Raw genomic sequence first — 21,145 nt, 5'->3', positions numbered from 1 at the left:
TCCGGCTTGATGGGTTGCGTTACAGATTTTTAAGCGATGAAGGAAGGGTCACTACGAAGGGTATCTATGGATAACAATCTGGACTGCTTTACTAAACTGCTTTAGGTCTGTGTAACAAACCGACACGAACAGTTATACCGATGTGGTAGAGGAATGACAAGCGTTATTTTAGTCATAAGTAAAAAACCCCGCCTGAAGCGGGGTTTTTTCGGTTTATTCTGTGGCAGCGACGGCTGCGCTCCACGCCTGACTAAAGGCCTGGTGCTGAGAGGCCAGCGGCCCAATCAGCGTATTGTACTGACTCGCCTGCTGCGAGGTTGGGAACTGAATACCGTTGGCAACAAAGCTCACCTGCGTTCCCTGCTGGGAGATAAAATCCCCTACCTGAACCAGCTGCTGCGTGAAGATCTGCGCGGCGGGGATCAGCGGTTGCAGGGCATCCGAAGGTTTGGTCACCACTTTCTCATACACTTTGTCGAAGACCGGTTTGAGATCGTCGCCCTGTTTCAACGCGGAACGTGACGCGTCAGCCTGCATTTTCGCGTTCTGCAATTGCTGGCTCAGCACGCCGAGCGCACCGTTAGACTGGCGAAGCGGTTCACGTTGGGTGACATAATCCTGCGGGACACGGATGGCGTTAACGCTATCCACAACCGGACGAATGCCGGAGTCCATCGCCTGGCTTACCTGCTGTGAATAACCATACAGAATGGCGTAATCAGACACGAAGGGGCCAAACTGTTTTTTCTGATCCGCAGTCAGCGTCGGCAAACGCTCGCCGCTGCGCATCACTGTATTCTGCAGAAAATCGATAAACGCTTTGCGCTGATCGCCTTCTTTATCAAAACACCCACTCAGGCTAACAACCATCAACAACGCCGCAATAGGCGCAAACCAGCGAGAGCAGGACTTTCCTGTCGCCATTTCATTACTCCTTTCACCCAAAAAAGCGCACATCGGCACACGCGTGCCCAACGCTGACAAGGATAGTCCAGGTCAGCGCTGCAAGATACTCTTTTCATGCAAAACGGCTATTGCCATTTTATTTCTTACTCTTTACAAAAAAATACCTGGCGAAGCCGACATATGGTTAATCAGGTAATTAGCATAACTATCCGCATAGCTGAAACGGATAAAGCGATCGTTACCGCACGATTAATCACAAGCGTGATGATCCTTCGTTTGTATTAGGGACTATTCTTAATGGGCTCTCTGATGTTCTTGATCCCGGTGTGTGATTTAAGAGGAGTTCTCAATGGAATATAAAGATCCTGAGTTTGAGCTGCTGAGCAGCCTGGAACAGATTATTTTTAAAGATGTACCGCAGACAGTAACCCTGCAACAGAAATCCAATCCCTTTACAGAATATGAGCAATTGCGCAAAGGGACAGGTTTAAAAACAGATGAATTCGCCAGAGCGATGGGTGTCAGCGTAGCGATGGTGCTGGAGTGGGAGTCGAAACGAGAGAAACCCACGCCAACCGAGTTAAAGCTGATGCGCCTGATTCAGGCCAACCCTGCACTCAGCAAACAGATAGCGTGATGCAGTACCGTGAATTACCGCCCCCGCCTTTGCGGGGGTTTGTGTTTTAAAGGCCTTCACAACGCCAGCCCGTCTCCTCCCACACCAGTTCATGCGTTAACGCCAACCCTTGCAGAAAGCTTTCATCATGGGACACCACCAGCAGTGCTCCGGGGAAACCGGCCAGCGCCGCTTCAATCGCCTGGACCGATGCCAGGTCCAGATGGTTGGTCGGTTCATCAAGCAGTAAAAGCTGCGTGGCATGCTCGCGCCACAACACGCAGGCCAGGGCGGCTTTCAGACGCTCACCTCCGCTCAACTCTGCCAGCGGCAGTGAGACTTTATCCGCCCCCAGTTGAAGCTGTGCCAGGCGGGTGCGCAGCGTCCCCTCTTCCAGCGGCGTATTGCTCAGATTAAGATGTGCCATCACCGACTGCGTCAGATCCAGCTGCGACAGGTGCTGATCGAGATACGCACACGTCACCGATACCTTACAACTGCCTGCACGGGGTGCGGTTTCACCGAGGATGACTTTTAACAGCGTTGATTTACCGCAGCCATTGGGCCCCCTGAGCGCCACGCGCATCGGGCCGTCCATCCGCCAGTTCATTGGTGGAAGTGAAACATGCGGCAATTGCAGTTCCTCCAGCACCAGCACCTGTTTTCCCTCAGCAATCTGGCTTCCTGGCAGGGTAAACATGATCGGGGCGTCTTCTTCAACCCGTTCCCGCGCCTTGTTTACCGCGGCATTCAGCGCATCGTTTTGATCGCTGTGCTGTTTTTTCCACGAGCCGATACGCTCTTTTGCCGCCGCTTTATATTTGACCCGCTCAAACGACGCGATATTCAGGGTATCGACCGTGCGTATGGTCTTCGCCGAACGCCGCTGGCTGTCATCATGCTCTTTTTGCATTCGCGCGCGGGTGCGTTTGCGCTCCGTTGCCGCATGCTCCAGCGCCGCGCGGGCAGCCTGCTGTTCGGCATCCCGTTGCTGTTTATAGTCTGCATAATTGCCGCCGTAGCTGCGCAGCCCGGAGGCGCTCAGCTCAAGAATACGTGGCACCTGCGCCAGTAGCTCACGATCGTGAGAGGCAACCAGCACGCCGCCCTGATAACGGCTCAACTGGTCGTAAAACCACGCCCGGCCTTGTCGATCCAGATGGTTGGTGGGTTCATCCAGCAACAGGAAATCCGCCTCAGCCGTAAATGCACCGCACAACAGGGCACGGATCCGCTCGCCACCGCTGAATTCGGCGGCAGGTTTATCGGGGTCAAACGGTGGCAGTTTCGCCTGGAGAAACGCCTCGTTCAGGCGTTCTGCTAAATCCCAGTAGCCGTCGAGCATCTCCAGATCGTCAGGCTGGTAATCGCCGCGATCGATGCGCTTACGCGCTGCAAAAATCGCGTCATAACCAAGCAGTTCAGCAAGCGTTGTCTGTGGGGAGATATCCTGCTGTTGTGCCACATAGACATGTGAGGCAAAACGCTCAATATGACCACTGGCAGGTTCATCCAGCCCCGCCAGCATGCGCAGCAGACGCGTTTTCCCGCTGCCATTACGACCAACGAGCGCACACAGGGATGTCTCCAGAGAGAGGTTCAGCGGGCCAAAAAGAATATCGCCCGTCGCAAACTGACAGGTGACCTGATGCAAAATAAAAGAAGGGGACTGCGCAAAATGAGCCATAAGCACTCCTGAATGAAATCAAAACATCCCCTGCCGACGCGGTCGCGTTTAGCAAGGATCGAAATTCATCAGTCGTGTTTGTTCATTTTCGGAATGCGCTCCTGAGGGAGAAAGTTAACGCCGATAAGGATAGCGGTAATATGTTGACCATTTCAAGATTAAATTTTCACCCGCACGCCATAAAAAAACCCGCCGAAGCGGGTTTTTAGCCTGTACATGCCCGGCGGGCACATTACTGCAGCAGCGAGATATCCGCCACGCGCAGGAACAGCTCACGCAGTTTTTCGAGCATAGAGAGACGGTTAATACGCAGATCTTTATCTTCCACGTTGACCATCACTTTTTCGAAGAAGGCGTCGATAACGTCACGCAGTTCCGCCAGTTCTACCAGCGCTTCCTGATAACGGCCTTCTGCGAAGTATGGCTCCAGCTTGTCACGCAGCACCACAACCTGCATCGCCAGGGCGATCTCTTCCGGCTCTTTCAGCGTCGCGGCGTTCACACGCTCGTTCAGCGTTTCGTCAGATTTCGCCAGAATGTTGGAGACACGCTTGTTCGCCGCCGCCAGGGCAGATGCCGCTTCCAGCGTACGGAAGTGAGAAACCGCCTTCATACGCGCATCGAAGTCAGCCGGACGCGTTGGACGACGCGCCAGCACCGCCTGAATGGTATCCACGGTGTAACCTTCGTCCTGATACCACGCGCGGAAGCGACCGAGCATAAAGTCGATCACGTCATCCACCACGTTGGCATTGGTCAGCTTGTCACCGTACAGACGCACCGCTTCTTCAGTCAGAGTCTGCAGATCGAGGTTCAGGTTCTTCTCAACGATGATACGCAGCACGCCCAGCGCCGCACGACGCAGCGCGAACGGGTCTTTGTCGCCTTTTGGATGCTGGCCGATACCGAAGATCCCCGCCAGGGTATCCATTTTATCGGCAATCGCGACCGCACAGGCAACCGGGTTAGACGGCAGTTCATCGCCTGCAAAGCGCGGCTGATACTGTTCGTTCAGGGCGACCGCCACATCTTCCGCTTCGCCATCGTGACGCGCGTAGTGCATACCCATAACGCCCTGGGTGTCGGTAAACTCAAAGACCATATTGGTCATCAGGTCGCACTTGGAGAGCAGACCCGCACGGGTGGCATGGTTAACGTCCGCGCCAATTTCACGGGCGATCCAGCCGGACAGCTCCGCGATACGGTCGGTCTTGTCGCGCAGCGTACCCAACTGCTGCTGGAACAGCACGGTCTGCAGGCGCGGCAGGTTATCTTCCAGACGTTTTTTACGGTCGGTATTGAAGAAGAACTCCGCATCCGCCAGACGTGGACGCACCACTTTCTCGTTACCGGAGATAATCTGCTGCGGATCTTTCGATTCGATGTTCGCCACGAAGATAAAGTTTGGCAGCAGCTTGCCGTCGTTGGCATAAACCGGGAAGTATTTCTGGTCACCCTTCATGGTGTATACCAGCGCTTCTGCCGGAACCGCGAGGAATTTCTCTTCGAACTTCGCGGTCAGCACAACCGGCCATTCCACCAGCGAGGTGACTTCTTCCAGCAGGCTGTCGCTCAGGTCAGCGTTACCGCCAATCTTGCGCGCCGCTTCTTCTGCGTCCGCTTTAATTTTAGCTTTACGCTGTTCGTAATCAGCAATGACTTTACCGCGCTCCAGCAGGATCTGCGGATACTGGTCGGCATTGTCGATGGTGAACTCTGGCTCGCCCATGAAGCGGTGCCCGCGAATGACGCGATCGGACGCCACGCCCAGAATGGTTGCCGGAATAACGGTGTCGCCCAGCAGCAAGGTCACGGTGTGTACCGGACGCACGAAGTGTACGTCGGACGCGCCCCAGCGCATCAGCTTAGGAATGGGTAGCTTAGCCAGCGAAGTGGCGATCATGTTTGGCAGCAGTGCTTCTGCGCGTTCACCTTTTACGTGAGCGCGATACAGCAGCCATTCGCCTTTGTCAGTGGTCAGACGCTCGGCCTGGTCAACGGTAATACCGCAACCGCGCGCCCAGCCTTCTGCCGCTTTGCTTGGCTTACCTTCCGCATCGAACGCCTGGGCAATCGCCGGGCCACGTTTTTCCACTTCACGATCCGGCTGAGATGCCGCCAGATTTGCTACCTTCAGCGCCAGACGACGCGGAGCAGCAAACCACTCAATTTTACCGTGCGCCAGGCCAGCGTTATCCAGCTCGGCAGTCACGTTCGCAGCAAAAGATTCAGCCAGGCTGCGCAGGGCTTTTGGTGGCAGCTCTTCGGTGCCAATTTCCACCAGGAAAGTTTTCTCAGACATGGCCGCCTCTTATTTGTTTCGGTTGCACATCGGGAAGCCAAGGGCTTCACGGGACGCATAGTAAGCTTCTGCAACGGCTTTGGTCAGGGTACGAATACGCAGAATGTAGCGCTGACGTTCAGTCACGGAGATCGCTTTGCGGGCGTCCAGCAGGTTGAAGCTGTGGGCGGCCTTCAGAATACGCTCGTAGGCAGGCAGCGGCAGCGGAGTCTCCAGCGCCAGCAGTTGCTGCGCTTCTTTCTCGTACTGCTCGAAGCAGGTGAACAGGAAGTCCACGTCCGCGTATTCGAAGTTATAGGTGGATTGCTCCACTTCGTTCTGATGGAACACGTCGCCGTAAGTGGTTTTACCCAGCGGGCCGTCGCTCCAGACCAGGTCGTAAACGCTGTCCACGCCCTGAATGTACATTGCCAGACGTTCCAGACCGTAGGTGATTTCACCGGTGATCGGCTTACATTCCAGACCGCCAACCTGCTGGAAGTAGGTAAACTGGGTCACTTCCATGCCGTTCAGCCACACTTCCCAACCCAGCCCCCAGGCACCCAGCGTTGGGTTTTCCCAGTTATCTTCCACGAAACGAATGTCGTGAATGGTCGGATCCATACCCAGCTCTTTCAGTGACCCAAGGTACAGTTCCTGAATATTGTCTGGCGATGGCTTAATTACCACCTGGAACTGATAGTAGTGCTGCAGACGGTTCGGGTTTTCGCCGTAACGGCCATCGGTCGGACGACGGGAAGGCTGCACATAAGCAGTCGCCATTGGCTCTGGCCCCAACGCGCGTAAGCTGGTCATCGGGTGTGAGGTGCCTGCGCCGACTTCCATGTCCAAAGGTTGAACAATGGTGCAGCCCTGGCGAGCCCAGTAATCCTGTAAGGTCAGGATCAGGCCCTGGAAGGTCTTGGTATCAAACTTTTGCATAGTATTTCGTGCTGGATACGTGTGGTTTTAAATGGAAGGGACCAGTATACCCGCTGGCTGCAAGATATACAGTACGAAACGGGGTTGTTTAGGGAAAATTGGGAAATAAGCGTTCGAGCCAGAACGCGTCGAGCGTCTGGCTGTCGATTATGCGAGCAGATTAGCGCATGGAGAGATGTAAAAACTGGCCGTCCGCATCAAACGAGCAGACAAAGCCCTCTTTACGAGAGGTATGGCCCCGAAGCTCATAGCTGCCCTGAAAACGCTCAAAGCCGGTGACATCAATTTTCTGGGTATCCAGGTTATAGCGGTGAGCCGCCTGATCTTTACACAGCTGTTCCATATTCAACGAACGTTCCGGGCTCATTTTGCCCTGCTGCGCTTTTTGCGCAGGTGCTTCCTGAGGCGTACTGCATCCGGCCAGTACCACCAGCAGAAAGAGTGACCCCACACGCTTCATCATCATTTTTATTACCGACCCGGTCAGTGGCTGTTATTTTTAGTAGCAAAGCTTTTATAGATTACGGTCTGGCATTCTGCGAATCTCGCGATGGCCAGACAAGTCCGCGTTATAAAACTCAGATTTTTCCAAGGAAAGACTTTTACACAATAGCAGTCACACTCTATTTACAGGGAAAAAGAGGAACTGATGCAGTCAAAAATTAGCTGGATTGATAATCTGCGAGGAATAGCGTGTCTGATGGTGGTGATGATCCACACGACGACCTGGTATGTTACGAACGCACACAGTATCAGCCCTGTTAACTGGGATGTCGCGAATATTCTCAACTCCGCGTCGCGTGTCAGCGTTCCGCTGTTCTTTATGATTTCCGGCTTTCTCTTTTTTGGCGAGCGTAGCGCACAACCGCGACATTTTATTCGTATCGCCGCGTGTCTCGGCTTTTATAGCGCCGTCGCGCTGATTTACATCACGCTGTTTACCTCCATTAGCCCCGGCCTGTCACTCAAATATCTGCTGCAAAAGCCGGTGTTTTACCACCTGTGGTTTTTCTTCGCCATTATCGTTATCTACCTGGTATCACCGTTGATTCAGGTAAAAAACGTCAGCGGAAAGATGCTTCTGGCGCTGATGGTGGTGATAGGAATCATCGCCAATCCGAATACCGTCTCACAGAAAATCGACGGTTTTGAGTGGCTACCGGTAAACCTCTACATCAATGGCGATACGTTTTACTACGTGCTCTACGGCATGCTGGGGCGCGCCATCGGGATGATGGATACCCAAAAGCGGGGTATCAGCTGGCTATGTGGCGCGTTGTTTATCATCGGGGTGATTATCATTTCACGCGGGACGCTGCATGAGCTGCAATGGCGCGGCAATTTTGCCGATACATGGTACCTGTACTGCGGGCCGATGGTCTTCATTTGTGCCGTTTCCCTGCTGACGCTCGTTAAAAACACCCTGAATGCGCGCCCTCTTCCCGTGCTGGGTTTTATCTCGCGGCACTCGCTGGGGATTTATGGTTTTCACGCGCTGGTGATCCACGCACTACGCACGAGAGGCGTTGAACTCAAAAGCTGGCCAGTGCTGGACATCGTCTGGATTTTCTCCGCCACACTGGTCGTGAGCCTGTTGCTGTCGATGCTGCTACAGAAGCTAGACACCCGCCGCTTCGTCAGTTAACGACGCGCTGTCGGGCCCGATGAAACTGGCGCGGGGAGGAAAACCCTGCCGCCAGTGAGGCCTGCTCCACGCCGCGCCCCTGCAATAGCCATTGTTCCGCCACCGCCAGACGCAGCTGCTCCAGGTAATCGCGAACGCTTATCCCCAAATGCGTCTGGAAAAGACGGGTTAAATGGCGCGGGCTGACATGCGCCAGCGCGGCAATATCCGGCACGTTCCACGCTTTTTGCGGGTCTGCGGTGAGCGCATCCTGAGCACGGTGGATAGCCGGATGAAGATGATTGCGATAGCGTAACCATGGCGATAGCTGCGGATCGTCCCCGGACCGGCGGAACCAGACCACCATCTCGCGTGCCACGGCCAGCGCCTTTTCTGGCCCGCACAGACGGTTAATCATATGCAGCGCCAGGTCGATACCCGAGGTGATCCCTGCGCTGGTCCAGACATTCTCATCCTGCACGAATATCCGGTTCTCTTTGATCGTCGCCGTGGGGGCGGCAACGCGTAAACGGTCGATAACCTCATGATGCGTTGTGCACTGCCGGTTGTTCAGCAGCCCTGATTTTGCTGCCAGCAAAGCCCCTGAGCAGACGCACATCACGGTGATATCCTGACGCTGAATAGCTGGCTGCAGGCGCATCAGCCAGTGCTGGATCTGCATCGCCTGCGGCGTAGAAAACTGAACGCGGGAGTCGCTTACACCAGGCAGAACCAGCAGGCTCCCTTCCGGAAGCCTTTCCGGTAATGGCGCGATACCGCTCATCATCAAACCAATCGACGTTTGCACCTCAGGTTGCGGACCAATGTAATGCAGACAAAACGCATCGCCTGCCAGGACAAAGGTTTCTGCCGGGCCAGTCATGTCTAATGACAACACCCCGGGCAACATAACGAACCAAACGTCGATGCGCATTACAGTGACTCCAGCGTCTCCGCTACCGTTTTAATCGCGGCAAATCGCCCTGACAGTACCGTTTCGGTACGATGACGAATTTCCGCAGCGCTAAGGGTTACGCCCTTGTACGTCATAGGAAACGTGAGCATTGCCTCGCTAACAAAGGTCACAGCATAACCCAGATCGGATGCCACCCGTGCGGTGGTTTCGCAGCACTGTTCAGTACGAATACCGCATAGGATCAGCTGGTTGATATCACGCTCGCGCAGCCAGCGATCCAGGCCCGTATCCGTGAAGGCATTATGAACGTGTTTCTGGAAAACCACATCCGGCTGATGACGTAAAAAGGCCATCGGTTTGACATAGCCGCTTTGCAGTGAGAAAGGGCCTTTTTCATCCACATGGAAAATATCGGCGACAGGAATACCGCGCGACTGGCAGCCTTCTGTCAGCCCCAGCATTGCCTGCTGAAAGGCCGGAACATCTTGCTCCTGCCAGTAATCGCGGTGATGAAAAGACTGTTGGGTATCGATGTTGATTAATGCAATACGTGACATGATGGTGCTCCTCGCCAGTGGGTATAAATACATACTGGCGAGGAAACAGGCACGCGGACAGACCAAAAAAGGACATCCTCATGCCTCTGACAGACAATCACGCTTATGACATCAGCGGCAGCAACTGCTGATAGATTTTGCGGAACACATCGCGCCTTTCAGCATATCGCGCGTGGCGAGTTGCGTCGGGCAGATGAGCCTGTTCCAGCGTGAGCTGTGGCAACAGTTGCGAAAGTGGTTTTTCCGGGTTCATGGCTATCTGCGCCAGCCGCGCGGCACCCAGCGCCGGGCCCACATCGCCCCCGGTACGATAGTCCAACTGCAATCCACTGATATCAGAGAGCATCTGGCGCCAGTAGCTGCTGCGTGCGCCGCCGCCGATCAGGGTGATGCTTGCTGGTTTCAGGCCGCAGTCATGCACCACGTCCATTCCATCCGCCAGCGCATAGCCCACGCCTTCCAGAACCGCACGCGCCAGTTCCGCAGGACCGTGCTGATGGGTTAAGCCAAAAAATACCCCTTTCGCTTCCGGGTTGTTGTGCGGCGTACGCTCACCGGAGAGATACGGTAAAAACCAGACGGTACCAGCGTTTTCATCCGCCTGCTGTGCTGCGGTAATCAATGCCGGAACATCGGCCATCCCGGTCAGCTTCGCCGCCCAGTCCAGGCAAGAAGCTGCACTGAGCATCACCGACATCAAATGCCATTTTCCTGGCAGCGCATGGCAGAAACTGTGCACCGCGCTTTCCGGGTTGCTGCGATATCCATCGCTGACGGCAAAATAGACGCCAGAGGTGCCGAGAGACAGCATGGCCTGGCCCGCATCAACCATGCCGACACCCACGGCGCCCGCCGCGTTATCCCCGCCGCCAGCCACCACCGGCACAGCAGGCATGTTCCAGCGTTCCGCTATGGCGGACTGTAAGGTGCCGGTAATTTCGCTGCCTTCAAAGAGTGTGGGCATATGCTCACGGGTGAGATGACAGGCATCCAGCATCGCCTCGCTCCAGTCGCGTTTCGCCACGTCGAGCCACATGGTGCCAGCGGCGTCGGACATGTCGCTGGCAAAATCCCCCGTCATGCGAAAACGCAGATAATCTTTTGGCAGTAAGACCTTCGCCACCTGACGGAAAATCTCCGGCTCATGGCGTTGCACCCAGAGGAGCTTCGGCGCGGTGAAGCCGGGCATCATCAGGTTGCCGGTGATGTCACGGGACGCAGGCACTCGCTCTTCCAGGAGCGCGCACTCTTCCGCACAGCGGCCATCGTTCCAGAGGATCGCAGGGCGCAGCACACGATGCTGGCTGTCCAGCAGCGTAGCGCCGTGCATCTGTCCGGCGATACCCAGCGCGGTGACCTCACGCAAACTGTGCTGTTCACCTAACCCCTTGATTGCGCGATCCGTCGCTTGCCACCACTGCTCCGGATCCTGTTCCGACCATAACGGATGCGGACGCGAAACCTGCAGTTTTTCAGTCTGCGTTGCCAACACGTCACCCTGCTCGCTTAAGAGGATGGCTTTCACACCCGATGTGCCAAGATCAATCCCGATATACATTGTGGTGGCTCCTTTGACAGAAATGCCCGGTGGCGCTTCCGCTTACCGGGCCTACGTTTTTACTTGTCGAACAAATAGTGATTAACCAGATTTTCCAGCAGTTCCTGGTGTCCGCTCTGATGCTGCGGCGCCAGCTGATGTTGTTCAGCGTACTTCGCGATTTCCGCAAGCGATAACTGGCCTTTCAAAATTTGCTGGCCCAGCTCACTGTTCCAGCCGCTATAACGCTTCGCGACACGTTTATCCAGCTCACCGTCTTCAATCATGCGCGCAGCGACTTTCAGCGCCAGCGCCATGGTATCCATCGCGCCGATGTGGCCGTAGAACAGATCGTATTTATCGGTGCTCTGACGACGCACTTTGGCGTCAAAGTTCAGGCCGCCGGTAGTGAAACCACCCGCTTTGATAATTTCATACATCACCAGCGCATTCTCTTCCACGCTGTTCGGGAACTGGTCGGTATCCCAGCCCAGTTGCGCATCACCACGGTTAGCATCGACCGAGCCGAAGATGCCCAGCGCAATGGCAGACGCAATTTCGTGATGGAAAGAGTGACCCGCCAGGGTGGCATGGTTGGCTTCAATGTTAACTTTAATCTCTTTTTCCAGGCCGAACTGCTTCAGGAAGCCGTACACGGTCGCGACGTCGTAATCGTACTGATGCTTGGTTGGTTCCTGTGGCTTCGGTTCAATCAGCAGCGTGCCGCGGAAACCGATTTTATGCTTATGCTCAACCACCATCTGCATGAAGCGGCCAATCTGCTCGCGCTCCTGACGCAGATCGGTATTCAGCAGGGTTTCATAACCCTCACGTCCGCCCCACAGAACATAGTTCTCGCCGCCCAACTGATGCGTGGCGTTCATTGCGGTCACGACCTGCGTGGCGGCCCAGCTAAACACTTCCGGATCCGGGTTAGTTGCTGCCCCGGCACCATAGCGAGGGTTCGTGAAGCAGTTGGCCGTGCCCCACAGCAGCTTCACACCACTTTGCTGCTGCTTCGCCGCCAGCACATCCACCATCTGCGCAAAGTTGTTCAGGTACTCTTTCAGCGATGCGCCTTCCGGCGACACATCCACGTCATGGAAGCAGTAATACGGCACGTTCAGCTTGTGGAAGAATTCAAATGCCACATCCGCTTTGCGTTTCGCCAGCTCGATAGCCTCTCCCGGCTGTTGCCACGGACGGTCAAAGGAACCCACACCGAACATATCGGCGCCGTTCCAGCAGAAGGTATGCCAGTAACAGGCGGCAAAGCGCAGATGATCTTCCATGCGCTTACCCAGCACCAGCTCATCCGGGTTGTAGTGACGAAATGCTAAAGGATTGGTCGTTTTCGGGCCTTCGTAACGAACACGATCGAGTTGGTCGAAATAAGCTTGCATATTGAGCTCCATAATCAGGGTATGCGGCGAGTCGTTGATACAGGAGTAATAGTGAATAGACATTTTGGGTTGCTCAATTACGTTATTTCACACTGCTATTGAGAGAATGCGCAACTGTGCGCTGGCTCGCAAAATAATGCGCAAGCAAACTATTTTTCGGCGCAGATTCCATAATCAAATGTAATTAAGACTTTACGTATTTTAAAATCCGATCGCGGTCATAAATTCAGAAATAAACCAAATATCGTAATGAGAAGATAAAAATCTGTAATTGCCAGCCCGCCTTTCCGCGTTAAAAATTTGCTGCGTCTAAGCAGTGAATGTTTCTTTTATCTCAGCAACACATACCCCTACAAAAGGCCTAATAATTATGAAGATAAAGAACCTGACCCTAACGCTCTGCACTACTCTCCTCCTTGCAAGCTTTGCAGGACATGCCAAAGAGGTCAAAATTGGCATGGCGATTGACGACCTGCGTCTGGAGCGCTGGCAAAAAGATCGCGATATTTTTGTTAAAAAAGCAGAATCACTTGGCGCAAGTGTGTTTGTGCAGTCTGCAAATGGCAACGAAGAAACGCAGATGTCGCAAATTGAGAATATGATTAACCGTGGCGTTGATGTACTGGTCATTATCCCTTATAACGGCCAGGTATTAAGTAACGTCGTGAAAGAAGCGAAGCAAGAAGGGATTAAAGTTCTGGCGTATGATCGCATGATTAATAATGCGGACATTGATTATTATATTTCGTTCGACAATGAAAAAGTGGGCGAACTGCAGGCAAAAAGCCTGGTCGATAAAGTGCCGCAGGGCAATTATTTCCTGATGGGCGGCTCACCGGTGGATAACAACGCCAAATTGTTCCGCGAAGGTCAGATGAAAGTCCTCAAGCCGTATATCGACAGCGGCAAGATTAAAGTGGTTGGCGATCAGTGGGCGGACGGCTGGTTGCCTGAAAACGCGCTGAAAATTATGGAAAACGCGCTAACTGCGAATAACAACAAAATTGATGCCGTCGTCGCCTCCAACGACGCCACCGCCGGGGGGGCCATTCAGGCGCTGAGTGCACAGGGGCTGGCCGGGAAAGTGGCCATTTCAGGCCAGGATGCGGATCTCGCCGGTGTAAAACGCATCATTGCGGGCACCCAGACCATGACGGTGTATAAGCCCATCACTGAACTGGCCAACACGGCTGCAGAGATCGCCGTAGAGCTGGGGAACGGTAAACAACCGAAAGCCGACGCGACGCTGAACAACGGTCTGAAAGATGTGCCGGCACGCCTGCTCACGCCAATTGAAGTCAATAAAGAGAACATTGACGCCACCGTTATTAAAGACGGTTTCCACAAGAAGAGTGAACTGTAATCCAGCGCAGCCCCTGCCCTGCGGGGGCGCATCGACTTGTACTGTTTTTACCTCGGGTCATGTGGAGCAGTTATGCCTTATTTACTTGAAATGAAGAGCATCACCAAGCGTTTTGGCGCGGTGAAAGCGGTCGATAACGTGAGCCTGCGGCTAAATCCTGGTGAAGTGGTTTCGCTCTGCGGCGAAAACGGTTCGGGTAAGTCGACGCTGATGAAAGTGTTGTGCGGGATCTATCCGCATGGCAGCTACGAAGGTGAAATTGTCTTTGCCGGCGAGGTCATTCAGGCCACCCACATTCGCGATACTGAACGTAAGGGTATCGCCATCATCCACCAGGAGCTGGCGCTGGTGAAGCATCTCACCGTGCTGGAGAACATTTTCCTCGGGGCCGAAATTTCGCGCCACGGCGTGCTGGATTACGACACCATGACGCTACGCTGTGAAAAACTGCTGGCGCAGGTCAGTCTGGCCATTTCGCCGGATACCCGCGTGGGAGACCTGGGTCTGGGGCAGCAACAGCTGGTTGAAATCGCTAAGGCGCTGAACAAACAGGTCAGGCTGCTGATCCTCGACGAACCCACGGCCTCTCTCACCGAACAGGAAACGGCCGTCCTGCTGGATATCATCCGCGATCTGCAAAATCACGGTATCGCCTGCATCTACATTTCTCACAAACTCAACGAGGTCAAAGCCATTTCGGACACCATCTGCGTGATCCGCGATGGTCAACACATCGGCACACGCGAAGCCGAAGGCATGAGCGAGGATGACATCATCACCATGATGGTGGGCCGCGAACTGACGGCGCTCTACCCGAATGAACCTCACACAACGGGTGATGAAGTGTTACGCGTAGAAAACCTGACAGCGTGGCACCCGGTAAATCGCCATATCAAACGCGTAAACAACATCTCCTTTTCCCTGCACCGGGGTGAAATTCTCGGTGTTGCCGGGCTCGTCGGCGCCGGACGTACTGAAGCCGTGCAGTGCCTGTTCGGCGTCTGGCCAGGGCGCTGGGAAGGCACGGTTTATATTGATGGCAAGCCGGTGAAAATCGACAACTGCCAGCAGGCAATTGCCCACGGAATTGCCATGGTGCCGGAAGACCGCAAAAAAGACGGCATCGTGCCGGTAATGGCGGTGGGTAAAAACATCACGCTCGCGGCACTCGATCAGTTCTCCGGCGCGCTGAGCAGCCTTGATGATGCCGCAGAGCAGCAGTGCATTTTGCAATCTCTCGCCCGCCTCAAAGTGAAAACATCCTCACCGGAACTGGCCATTGGACGCCTGAGCGGAGGCAACCAGCAAAAAGCCATTCTGGCGCGCTGTCTGCTCCTCAATCCACGCATCTTGATCCTGGATGAGCCGACGCGCGGCATTGATATCGGTGCGAAGTACGAAATCTACAAACTGATTAATCAGCTTGTACAGCAAGGGATCGCCGTCATTGTCATCTCCTCTGAATTACCCGAAGTGCTCGGCCTGAGCGACCGTGTGCTGGTCATGCACGAGGGCAAACTGAAAGCCAATCTGATTAACCAGAACCTGACGCAGGAGCAGGTGATGGAAGCCGCTTTAAGGAGCGAACGTCATGTCGAAAAGCAATCCGTCTGATATCAAAGTCGCTGTTCAGACGCCCGGCGCATTCGCGGGGTTAAAAGCGCTGAACCTGCAGGTATTCGTGATGATCGCGGCCATTATCGCCATCATGCTGTTTTTTACCTGGATGACCGATGGCTCCTACCTGAGCGCGCGTAACGTCTCTAACCTGCTGCGCCAGACTGCCATCACCGGCATTCTGGCCGTGGGCATGGTCTTCGTCATTATTTCGGCGGAAATCGACCTGTCGGTGGGGTCGATGATGGGCCTGCTCGGCGGCGTCGCGGCCATTTTTGACGTCTGGCTCGGCTGGCCGCTGCCGCTGACCGTGGCGGTGACGCTGGTATTAGGGCTGGTGCTGGGTGCCTGGAACGGCTGGTGGGTTGCCTACCGGAAGGTCCCGTCGTTCATTGTTACTCTGGCAGGAATGCTGGCCTTCCGCGGCGTATTGATTGGCATCACCAACGGCACCACCGTCTCTCCCACCAGCGCCGCCATGTCGCAGATTGGTCAGAGCTACCTCTCCGACAGCGTGGGCTTTACCATCGGCGTGGTCGGGCTGCTGGCGTTCGTGGCCTGGCAATGGCTTGGCCGTATGCGCCGTCAGTCGCTGGGGCTGGCCTCCTCCCCATCAACATCCGTGGTGGGACGTCAGGCACTGACTGCGGTGATCGTGCTCGGCGCGATTTGGCTCCTGAATGACTATCGCGGCGTGCCTACGCCAGTTCTCCTGCTGGCCCTCCTGCTGCTGGGCGGCATGTTTATGGCCACGCGCACCGCGTTTGGCCGCCGTATTTACGCCATCGGCGGTAACCTTGAGGCCGCCCGTCTGTCAGGCATTAACGTAGAGCGCACCAAACTGGCGGTCTTTGCCATTAACGGCCTGATGGTTGCTATCGCCGGGTTGATCCTCAGCTCGCGTCTCGGGGCGGGTTCCCCGTCTGCCGGAAACATTGCCGAGCTGGATGCTATCGCCGCCTGCGTCATTGGCGGTACCAGCCTCGCAGGCGGTGTCGGCAGCGTGGCGGGCGCGGTGATGGGGGCATTTATCATGGCTTCGTTGGATAACGGGATGAGTATGATGGACGTCCCGACGTTTTGGCAGTATATCGTCAAGGGGGCCATTCTTTTGCTGGCAGTCTGGATGGACTCTGCCACCAAGCGGCGTACCTGATAACCGTATTGTGACTTATTTGGGAAGCGAGCCATGTTTGAAAAGCGTCACCGCATTACGTTGTTATTCAATGCCAACAAAGCTTACGACCGACAGGTGGTAGAGGGCGTTGGTGAATATTTGCAGGCGTCGCAATCTGAGTGGGATATCTTTATCGAAGAGGATTTCCGCACCCGACTCGAGAACATCAAAGACTGGCTGGGCGATGGCGTCATCGCTGACTATGACGACCCGGTCATTGAGCAATTACTGACTGACGTCGACGTCCCGATTGTGGGCGTCGGCGGCTCTTACCATTCGCCCGAGCACTATCCTCCCGTCCACTATATCGCCACCGATAACCATGCCCTGGTCGAAAGCGCGTTTCTGCATTTAAAGGAGAAAGGCGTCCATCGCTTTGCGTTCTATGGTTTACCAGCCTCCAGCGGCAAGCGCTGGGCCGTTGAGCGCGAACACGCCTTTTGTCAGCTTGTCGCCCAGGAGAAGTACCGCGGCGTGGTCTATCAGGGGCTGGAAACCGCGCCGGAAAACTGGCAGCACGCGCAAAACCGTCTGGCTGACTGGCTGCAGACGCTGCCGCCGCAAACCGGCATTATTGCCGTGACGGACGCCCGTGCGCGCCATGTATTGCAGGTCTGCGAACATTTGCACATTCCGGTGCCGGAGAAGCTGTGCGTGATTGGCATCGATAACGAAGAGCTTACCCGCTACCTTTCTCGCGTGGCCCTTTCCTCAGTGGCGCAGGGCACCCGACAGATGGGGTATCAGGCCGCAAAATTACTGCATCGTCTGCTGGATAACGAATCCCTGCCGCTTCAGCGCCTGCTGGTTCCCCCGGTCCGCGTGGTAGAACGTCGCTCAACGGATTACCGCTCCTTAAACGACCCGGCAGTCATTCAGGCGATGCACTTTATCCGCAACCACGCCTGCAAAGGTATCAAGGTCGATCAGGTGCTGGATTCCGTGGGTATTTCCCGTTCAAATCTGGAGAAGCGTTTTAAAGAGGAAGTGGGCGAAACCATTCATGCGGTCATTCACGCAGAGAAGCTGGAGAAAGCGCGCAGTTTGCTCATCTCCACGTCGCTGTCGATCAACGAAATCTCGCAGATGTGCGGCTATCCGTCGCTGCAGTATTTTTATTCGGTGTTCCGTAAAGAGTATGACAACACGCCGAAAGAGTATCGGGAACGCCACAGCGAAGTCATGATGTAGAAAAGAAAACGCCTTCCAGTGGAAGGCGTTATTGGGATTACATATGGGCGGCGATAAGTCGCTGGTTATCCTGGTACATCGCAAACAGATAGTTGTTATAGCGCTGACCCTGGGTGGAATAACCTTTCAGCTTGTGGATCATCGTACTGGCCGTCACTTCCTGATCCGCTTTACGCAGCTGTGCGCGTGACTTACGGAACGACGAGTAGGCCGGATGGGTGTTCAGGTTTACCACATAGGCATTTACTGAATCTTTCACCGATTCAAACTGCGAGTAGCCCTTCACCTTGCCCGGCGCATTTTTACAACGCCCCTTCACGCACTTCATGCCGAAGAGGTTGTTGTTGTTGCGCGCCAGCTTCGAGGTGCCCCAGCCACTTTCGGCTGCAGCCATTGTCGCAACCATGCTGCCCGGGATGATGTCGACACGCTCAAGGAGCGAGTTCCACGGCACACGACGGGTGTTACCGTTCCAGCTCACTTTGTAGCGCTTTGCGATATCTTTCAGGCGCGCTCGCTCGGACGGCGTCCAGCGGCTATCGTACTGTTTGGCGATCAACCAGTTACGATCTGCCGTAATCGCGGCGTTTTGACTTGTGATGTAAGGCATTACTGTCCGGAGAAACGCTTTTTTCCTTGGTGTTCCGGAAGGGTATTTTCGCAAATCAGGAAGTGAACTACTCTTTGCACTATTGCGAGAATACTCTTGTTTACTGCTAACCTTACTGCTTGTCGTCTTTATTACGTGGGCTTTCTTACTCGTTGTATCCGTGTGCGTCTTTGCAAGCACCCCACCCGAAAATGTCGTGGTGAGTAACATGAGTATCGCGGCCCCATATCGTCGAATGGGAGTCGATATCATTAGGTCTCCTGGTCGGATATAAACATTCCAACACCTTATTTTTTTCACAAATTTGAGAGCGGAATCTCAAATCATATCAAAAATAGACTTCAAGAGCACGTATAGAAATAGTCCAATTCCGAAACTATGTCACCTGAAACGTGCTCACTTAAGCATCAATTCTGAAAATTTGTGTGCGATCTCGCAGATAACTGCCTAATTTTGCGCGGGATCACTCATCCTCTCGCGTCATCCTTGTAGAAAGCGCCGGGGGATGAGTTTTTACGCCTCACCTGATGGCACACTGGTCAAAAATGCCGCGACAGGAAGATGGAATGAAACGCACCGCCGTAGCTTTTCTGATGTTACCCGCACTGGCACACGCTGACTGGTCATCGCCGGGATTTAACGCATTCAGCGCCGAAGGCACCGGAATGTTCACCAGCCAGGCAAAGCTTGCGAAGGGTACGCGTCCTTTAACAGTGAGTTTTGACAACACGTGCTGGCAGCCAACAGAAGCGATAAAACTCAACGAGATGCTGTCGCTCAAACCGTGTGACGGCACGCCGCCGCAGTGGCGTCTGTTCCGCGACGGAGAGTACCAGATGCGTGTCGATACCCGTTCCGGCACGCCAACCCTGATGCTGACCATCAAGAGCGCAGCAGAACAACCGGTGGCAAACGTTATCCGCCAGTGCCCAAAATGGGATGGAAAACCCCTGACGCTGGAGGTGGGAAACACCTTCCCGGAAGGCTCCGTGGTGCGAGATTTCTACAGCAAACAAACCGCGACGGTGCAGCAAGGAAAAATTACCCTTCAGCCTGCCGCCAACAGCAACGGCCTGCTACTGCTTGAGCGCGCCGAAACCGACAAACCCGCGCCGTTTAGCTGGCAAAACGCTACGGTCTATTTCGTGCTGACCGACCGCTTCGTGAATGGTGACCCCACGAATGACAATAGCTATGGCCGCCACAAAGACGGCATGCAGGAGATTGGCACTTTCCACGGCGGCGATCTGAAAGGGCTTGCGAGCAAGCTTGATTATCTGCAGCAACTGGGGGTAAACGCGCTCTGGATAAGCTCCCCGCTGGAGCAGATCCACGGCTGGGTCGGCGGTGGCACCAAAGGGGATTTCCCCCACTATGCCTACCATGGCTACTACACGCAGGACTGGACCAGGCTTGATGCCAACATGGGCACCGAAGATGATTTACGTCATCTCGTCGATGAAGCGCACAAGCGCGGCATCCGCATTCTGTTCGATATCGTCATGAACCATGTGGGCTACGCAACGCTTGCCGACATGCAGGAGTACCAGTTTGGCGCGCTCTATCTGCAGGGTGATGAGCTGAAGAAAACGCTGGGTGCACGCTGGACCGACTGGAAGCCGGGCACGGGACAAAGCTGGCACAGCTTTAATGATTACATCAACTTCAGCGATAAAGCCGCATGGGAAAAATGGTGGGGTAAAAAATGGATCCGCACCGATATTGGCGATTACGACAACCCGGGCTTTGACGACCTGACCATGTCACTGGCGTTTTTACCCGACCTGAAAACGGAATCCACCACGCCGTCCGGTTTGCCAAACTTCTATCAGCACAAGCCCGATACCCAGGCAAAAGCTATCCCGGGATACACCCCGCGCGATTACCTGACCCACTGGCTCAGCCAGTGGGTACGCGAGTATGGCATTGACGGTTTCCGTGTTGATACGGCAAAACACGTGGAGCTGGCGGCCTGGCAGCAGTTGAAGGACCAGGCAAGCCAGGCGCTGGCGGCCTGGAAAGGTGCTCACCCGGACAAAAAGCTCGACAATGCGCCGTTCTGGATGACGGGTGAATCCTGGGGCCACGGAGTCATGCAGAGCGATTATTACCGCCACGGCTTCGATGCGATGATTAACTTCGATTATCAGGAGCAGGCGGCAAAAGCGGTGAACTGCCTGGCCGATATCGATCTGACCTGGCAGCAGATGGCGGAAAAACTGCAAAGCTTTAACGTTCTGAGTTATCTCTCTTCGCATGACACCCGCCTGTTCCGCGAAGGGGGCCAGCGCGCGGCAGAACTGCTGCTGTTAGCGCCAGGCAGCGTACAAATCTATTATGGGGATGAATCAGAGCGTCCGTTCGGGCCGACGGGTTCCGACCCTCTGCAGGGAACACGCTCGGATATGAACTGGCAGGATGTGACGGGCAAACAGGCGTTAACCGTCGCCCACTGGCAAACGCTGGGTCAGTTCCGCGCCCGCCATCCGGCGATAGGTGAAGGCAAGCAAACCACGCTTTCGCTGAAAGAGGGGTATGGATTCGTACGTGAACATGATGGCGATAAAGTCATGGTCGTCTGGGCGGGGAACCAATAGCCCCCTCATCGCGGTTTTCTCCCTCTCCCTGTGGGAGAGGGCCGGGGTGAGGGGCACTCACCAGAACTAATCACTACAAAAATCCACACCCGCCACATAAAACCACAAATCCGACCACACC

17 protein-coding genes are annotated in these 21,145 nt (G+C 54.9%); 7 read left to right on the top strand and 10 right to left on the bottom strand.

Annotation, left to right across the window (positions count from 1 at the left end; genetic code table 11):
- Window positions 1-213 precede the first annotated feature (213 nt).
- The gene (locus tag ACQG22_RS01020) at window positions 214-924 is read right to left on the bottom strand and encodes a DUF3053 domain-containing protein (RefSeq protein ID WP_013094974.1); all 711 of its coding nucleotides are present in this window, start codon (window positions 922-924) and stop codon (window positions 214-216) included.
- Window positions 925-1,255: 331 nt separating this feature from the next.
- Here ACQG22_RS01020 and ACQG22_RS01015 point away from each other — a divergent pair, with 331 nt between their 5' ends.
- Entirely contained in the window at window positions 1,256-1,543 is a 288-nt protein-coding gene (locus ACQG22_RS01015; protein ID WP_013094972.1) for an HTH-type transcriptional regulator, read from the top strand.
- A 46-nt stretch (window positions 1,544-1,589) separates the two neighbouring features.
- On the opposite strand, the gene ACQG22_RS01010 is transcribed toward ACQG22_RS01015, so the two are convergent.
- The 4 genes from ACQG22_RS01010 to ACQG22_RS00995 form a co-directional block, all read right to left on the bottom strand.
- Window positions 1,590-3,209, bottom strand: coding sequence for an ABC-F family ATP-binding cassette domain-containing protein (locus ACQG22_RS01010; protein WP_102752343.1), 1,620 nt, complete (start codon window positions 3,207-3,209; stop codon window positions 1,590-1,592).
- A 232-nt stretch (window positions 3,210-3,441) separates the two neighbouring features.
- Entirely contained in the window at window positions 3,442-5,511 is a 2,070-nt protein-coding gene (gene glyS, locus ACQG22_RS01005; RefSeq protein ID WP_013094970.1) for a glycine--tRNA ligase subunit beta, read from the bottom strand.
- 9 nt (window positions 5,512-5,520) lie between these two features.
- Complete coding sequence (gene glyQ, locus ACQG22_RS01000; protein WP_003860141.1) at window positions 5,521-6,432, bottom strand: glycine--tRNA ligase subunit alpha; 912 nt, start codon at window positions 6,430-6,432, stop codon at window positions 5,521-5,523.
- Between the two features lie 160 nt (window positions 6,433-6,592).
- Window positions 6,593-6,898, bottom strand: coding sequence for a YsaB family lipoprotein (locus ACQG22_RS00995; protein WP_023620070.1), 306 nt, complete (start codon window positions 6,896-6,898; stop codon window positions 6,593-6,595).
- 183 nt (window positions 6,899-7,081) lie between these two features.
- Between ACQG22_RS00995 and ACQG22_RS00990 the strand changes: the two genes are divergently transcribed.
- Window positions 7,082-8,077, top strand: coding sequence for an acyltransferase (locus tag ACQG22_RS00990; RefSeq protein WP_029882714.1), 996 nt, complete (start codon window positions 7,082-7,084; stop codon window positions 8,075-8,077).
- Here ACQG22_RS00990 and ACQG22_RS00985 read toward each other — a convergent pair.
- The 4 genes from ACQG22_RS00985 to xylA form a co-directional block, all read right to left on the bottom strand.
- Window positions 8,070-8,990: a GlxA family transcriptional regulator gene (locus ACQG22_RS00985; RefSeq protein ID WP_038982530.1), complete on the bottom strand. Its 921-nt coding sequence runs from the start codon at window positions 8,988-8,990 to the stop codon at window positions 8,070-8,072. The two genes, ACQG22_RS00990 and ACQG22_RS00985, sit on opposite strands and share 8 nt — an antisense overlap.
- The gene (locus tag ACQG22_RS00980; protein ID WP_038418406.1) at window positions 8,990-9,529 is read right to left on the bottom strand and encodes an isochorismatase family protein; all 540 of its coding nucleotides are present in this window, start codon (window positions 9,527-9,529) and stop codon (window positions 8,990-8,992) included. The genes ACQG22_RS00985 and ACQG22_RS00980 overlap by 1 nt, the downstream gene beginning before the upstream one ends.
- A 103-nt stretch (window positions 9,530-9,632) precedes the next feature.
- Entirely contained in the window at window positions 9,633-11,087 is a 1,455-nt protein-coding gene (gene xylB / locus ACQG22_RS00975) for a xylulokinase (protein WP_369706790.1), read from the bottom strand.
- Window positions 11,088-11,146: 59 nt separating this feature from the next.
- Window positions 11,147-12,469: a xylose isomerase gene (gene xylA / locus ACQG22_RS00970; protein ID WP_014830210.1), complete on the bottom strand. Its 1,323-nt coding sequence runs from the start codon at window positions 12,467-12,469 to the stop codon at window positions 11,147-11,149.
- Between the two features lie 370 nt (window positions 12,470-12,839).
- On the opposite strand from xylA, the gene xylF reads away from it, so the two are divergent.
- The 4 genes from xylF to xylR all read left to right on the top strand — a co-directional run bounded on the left by xylF (window position 12,840) and on the right by xylR (window position 17,817).
- Window positions 12,840-13,832: a D-xylose ABC transporter substrate-binding protein gene (gene xylF / locus ACQG22_RS00965; protein WP_013094963.1), complete on the top strand. Its 993-nt coding sequence runs from the start codon at window positions 12,840-12,842 to the stop codon at window positions 13,830-13,832.
- 72 nt (window positions 13,833-13,904) lie between these two features.
- Window positions 13,905-15,446: a xylose ABC transporter ATP-binding protein gene (locus tag ACQG22_RS00960; RefSeq protein ID WP_013094962.1), complete on the top strand. Its 1,542-nt coding sequence runs from the start codon at window positions 13,905-13,907 to the stop codon at window positions 15,444-15,446.
- Window positions 15,424-16,605 (top strand): xylose ABC transporter permease XylH, encoded by a 1,182-nt coding sequence (gene xylH, locus ACQG22_RS00955; protein WP_369706789.1) that lies wholly within the window; start codon window positions 15,424-15,426, stop codon window positions 16,603-16,605. The genes ACQG22_RS00960 and xylH overlap by 23 nt, the downstream gene beginning before the upstream one ends.
- Before the next feature lie 33 nt (window positions 16,606-16,638).
- Window positions 16,639-17,817 carry a D-xylose utilization transcriptional activator XylR gene (gene xylR, locus ACQG22_RS00950; protein WP_014830205.1) on the top strand — a complete coding sequence of 393 codons (1,179 nt, stop codon included), beginning with the start codon at window positions 16,639-16,641 and terminating at the stop codon, window positions 17,815-17,817.
- Between the two features lie 37 nt (window positions 17,818-17,854).
- Here xylR and ACQG22_RS00945 read toward each other — a convergent pair whose 3' ends face one another.
- On the bottom strand, window positions 17,855-18,679 hold the full coding sequence (locus tag ACQG22_RS00945; RefSeq protein ID WP_014830204.1) for a protein bax: 825 nt from the start codon (window positions 18,677-18,679) through the stop codon (window positions 17,855-17,857).
- Window positions 18,680-18,993: 314 nt separating this feature from the next.
- On the opposite strand from ACQG22_RS00945, the gene ACQG22_RS00940 reads away from it, so the two are divergent.
- Complete coding sequence (locus ACQG22_RS00940) at window positions 18,994-21,024, top strand: alpha-amylase (protein WP_058661798.1); 2,031 nt, start codon at window positions 18,994-18,996, stop codon at window positions 21,022-21,024.
- Window positions 21,025-21,145: the final 121 nt, after the last annotated feature.

Origin of the sequence: Enterobacter cloacae complex sp. 309I3, from assembly GCF_050031595.1 — a bacterium.
Lineage (GTDB): Bacteria > Pseudomonadota > Gammaproteobacteria > Enterobacterales > Enterobacteriaceae > Enterobacter > Enterobacter cloacae.
The sequence above is the reverse complement of the archived record's forward strand: the minus strand, read 5'-3'. Positions and strand labels throughout refer to the sequence as shown.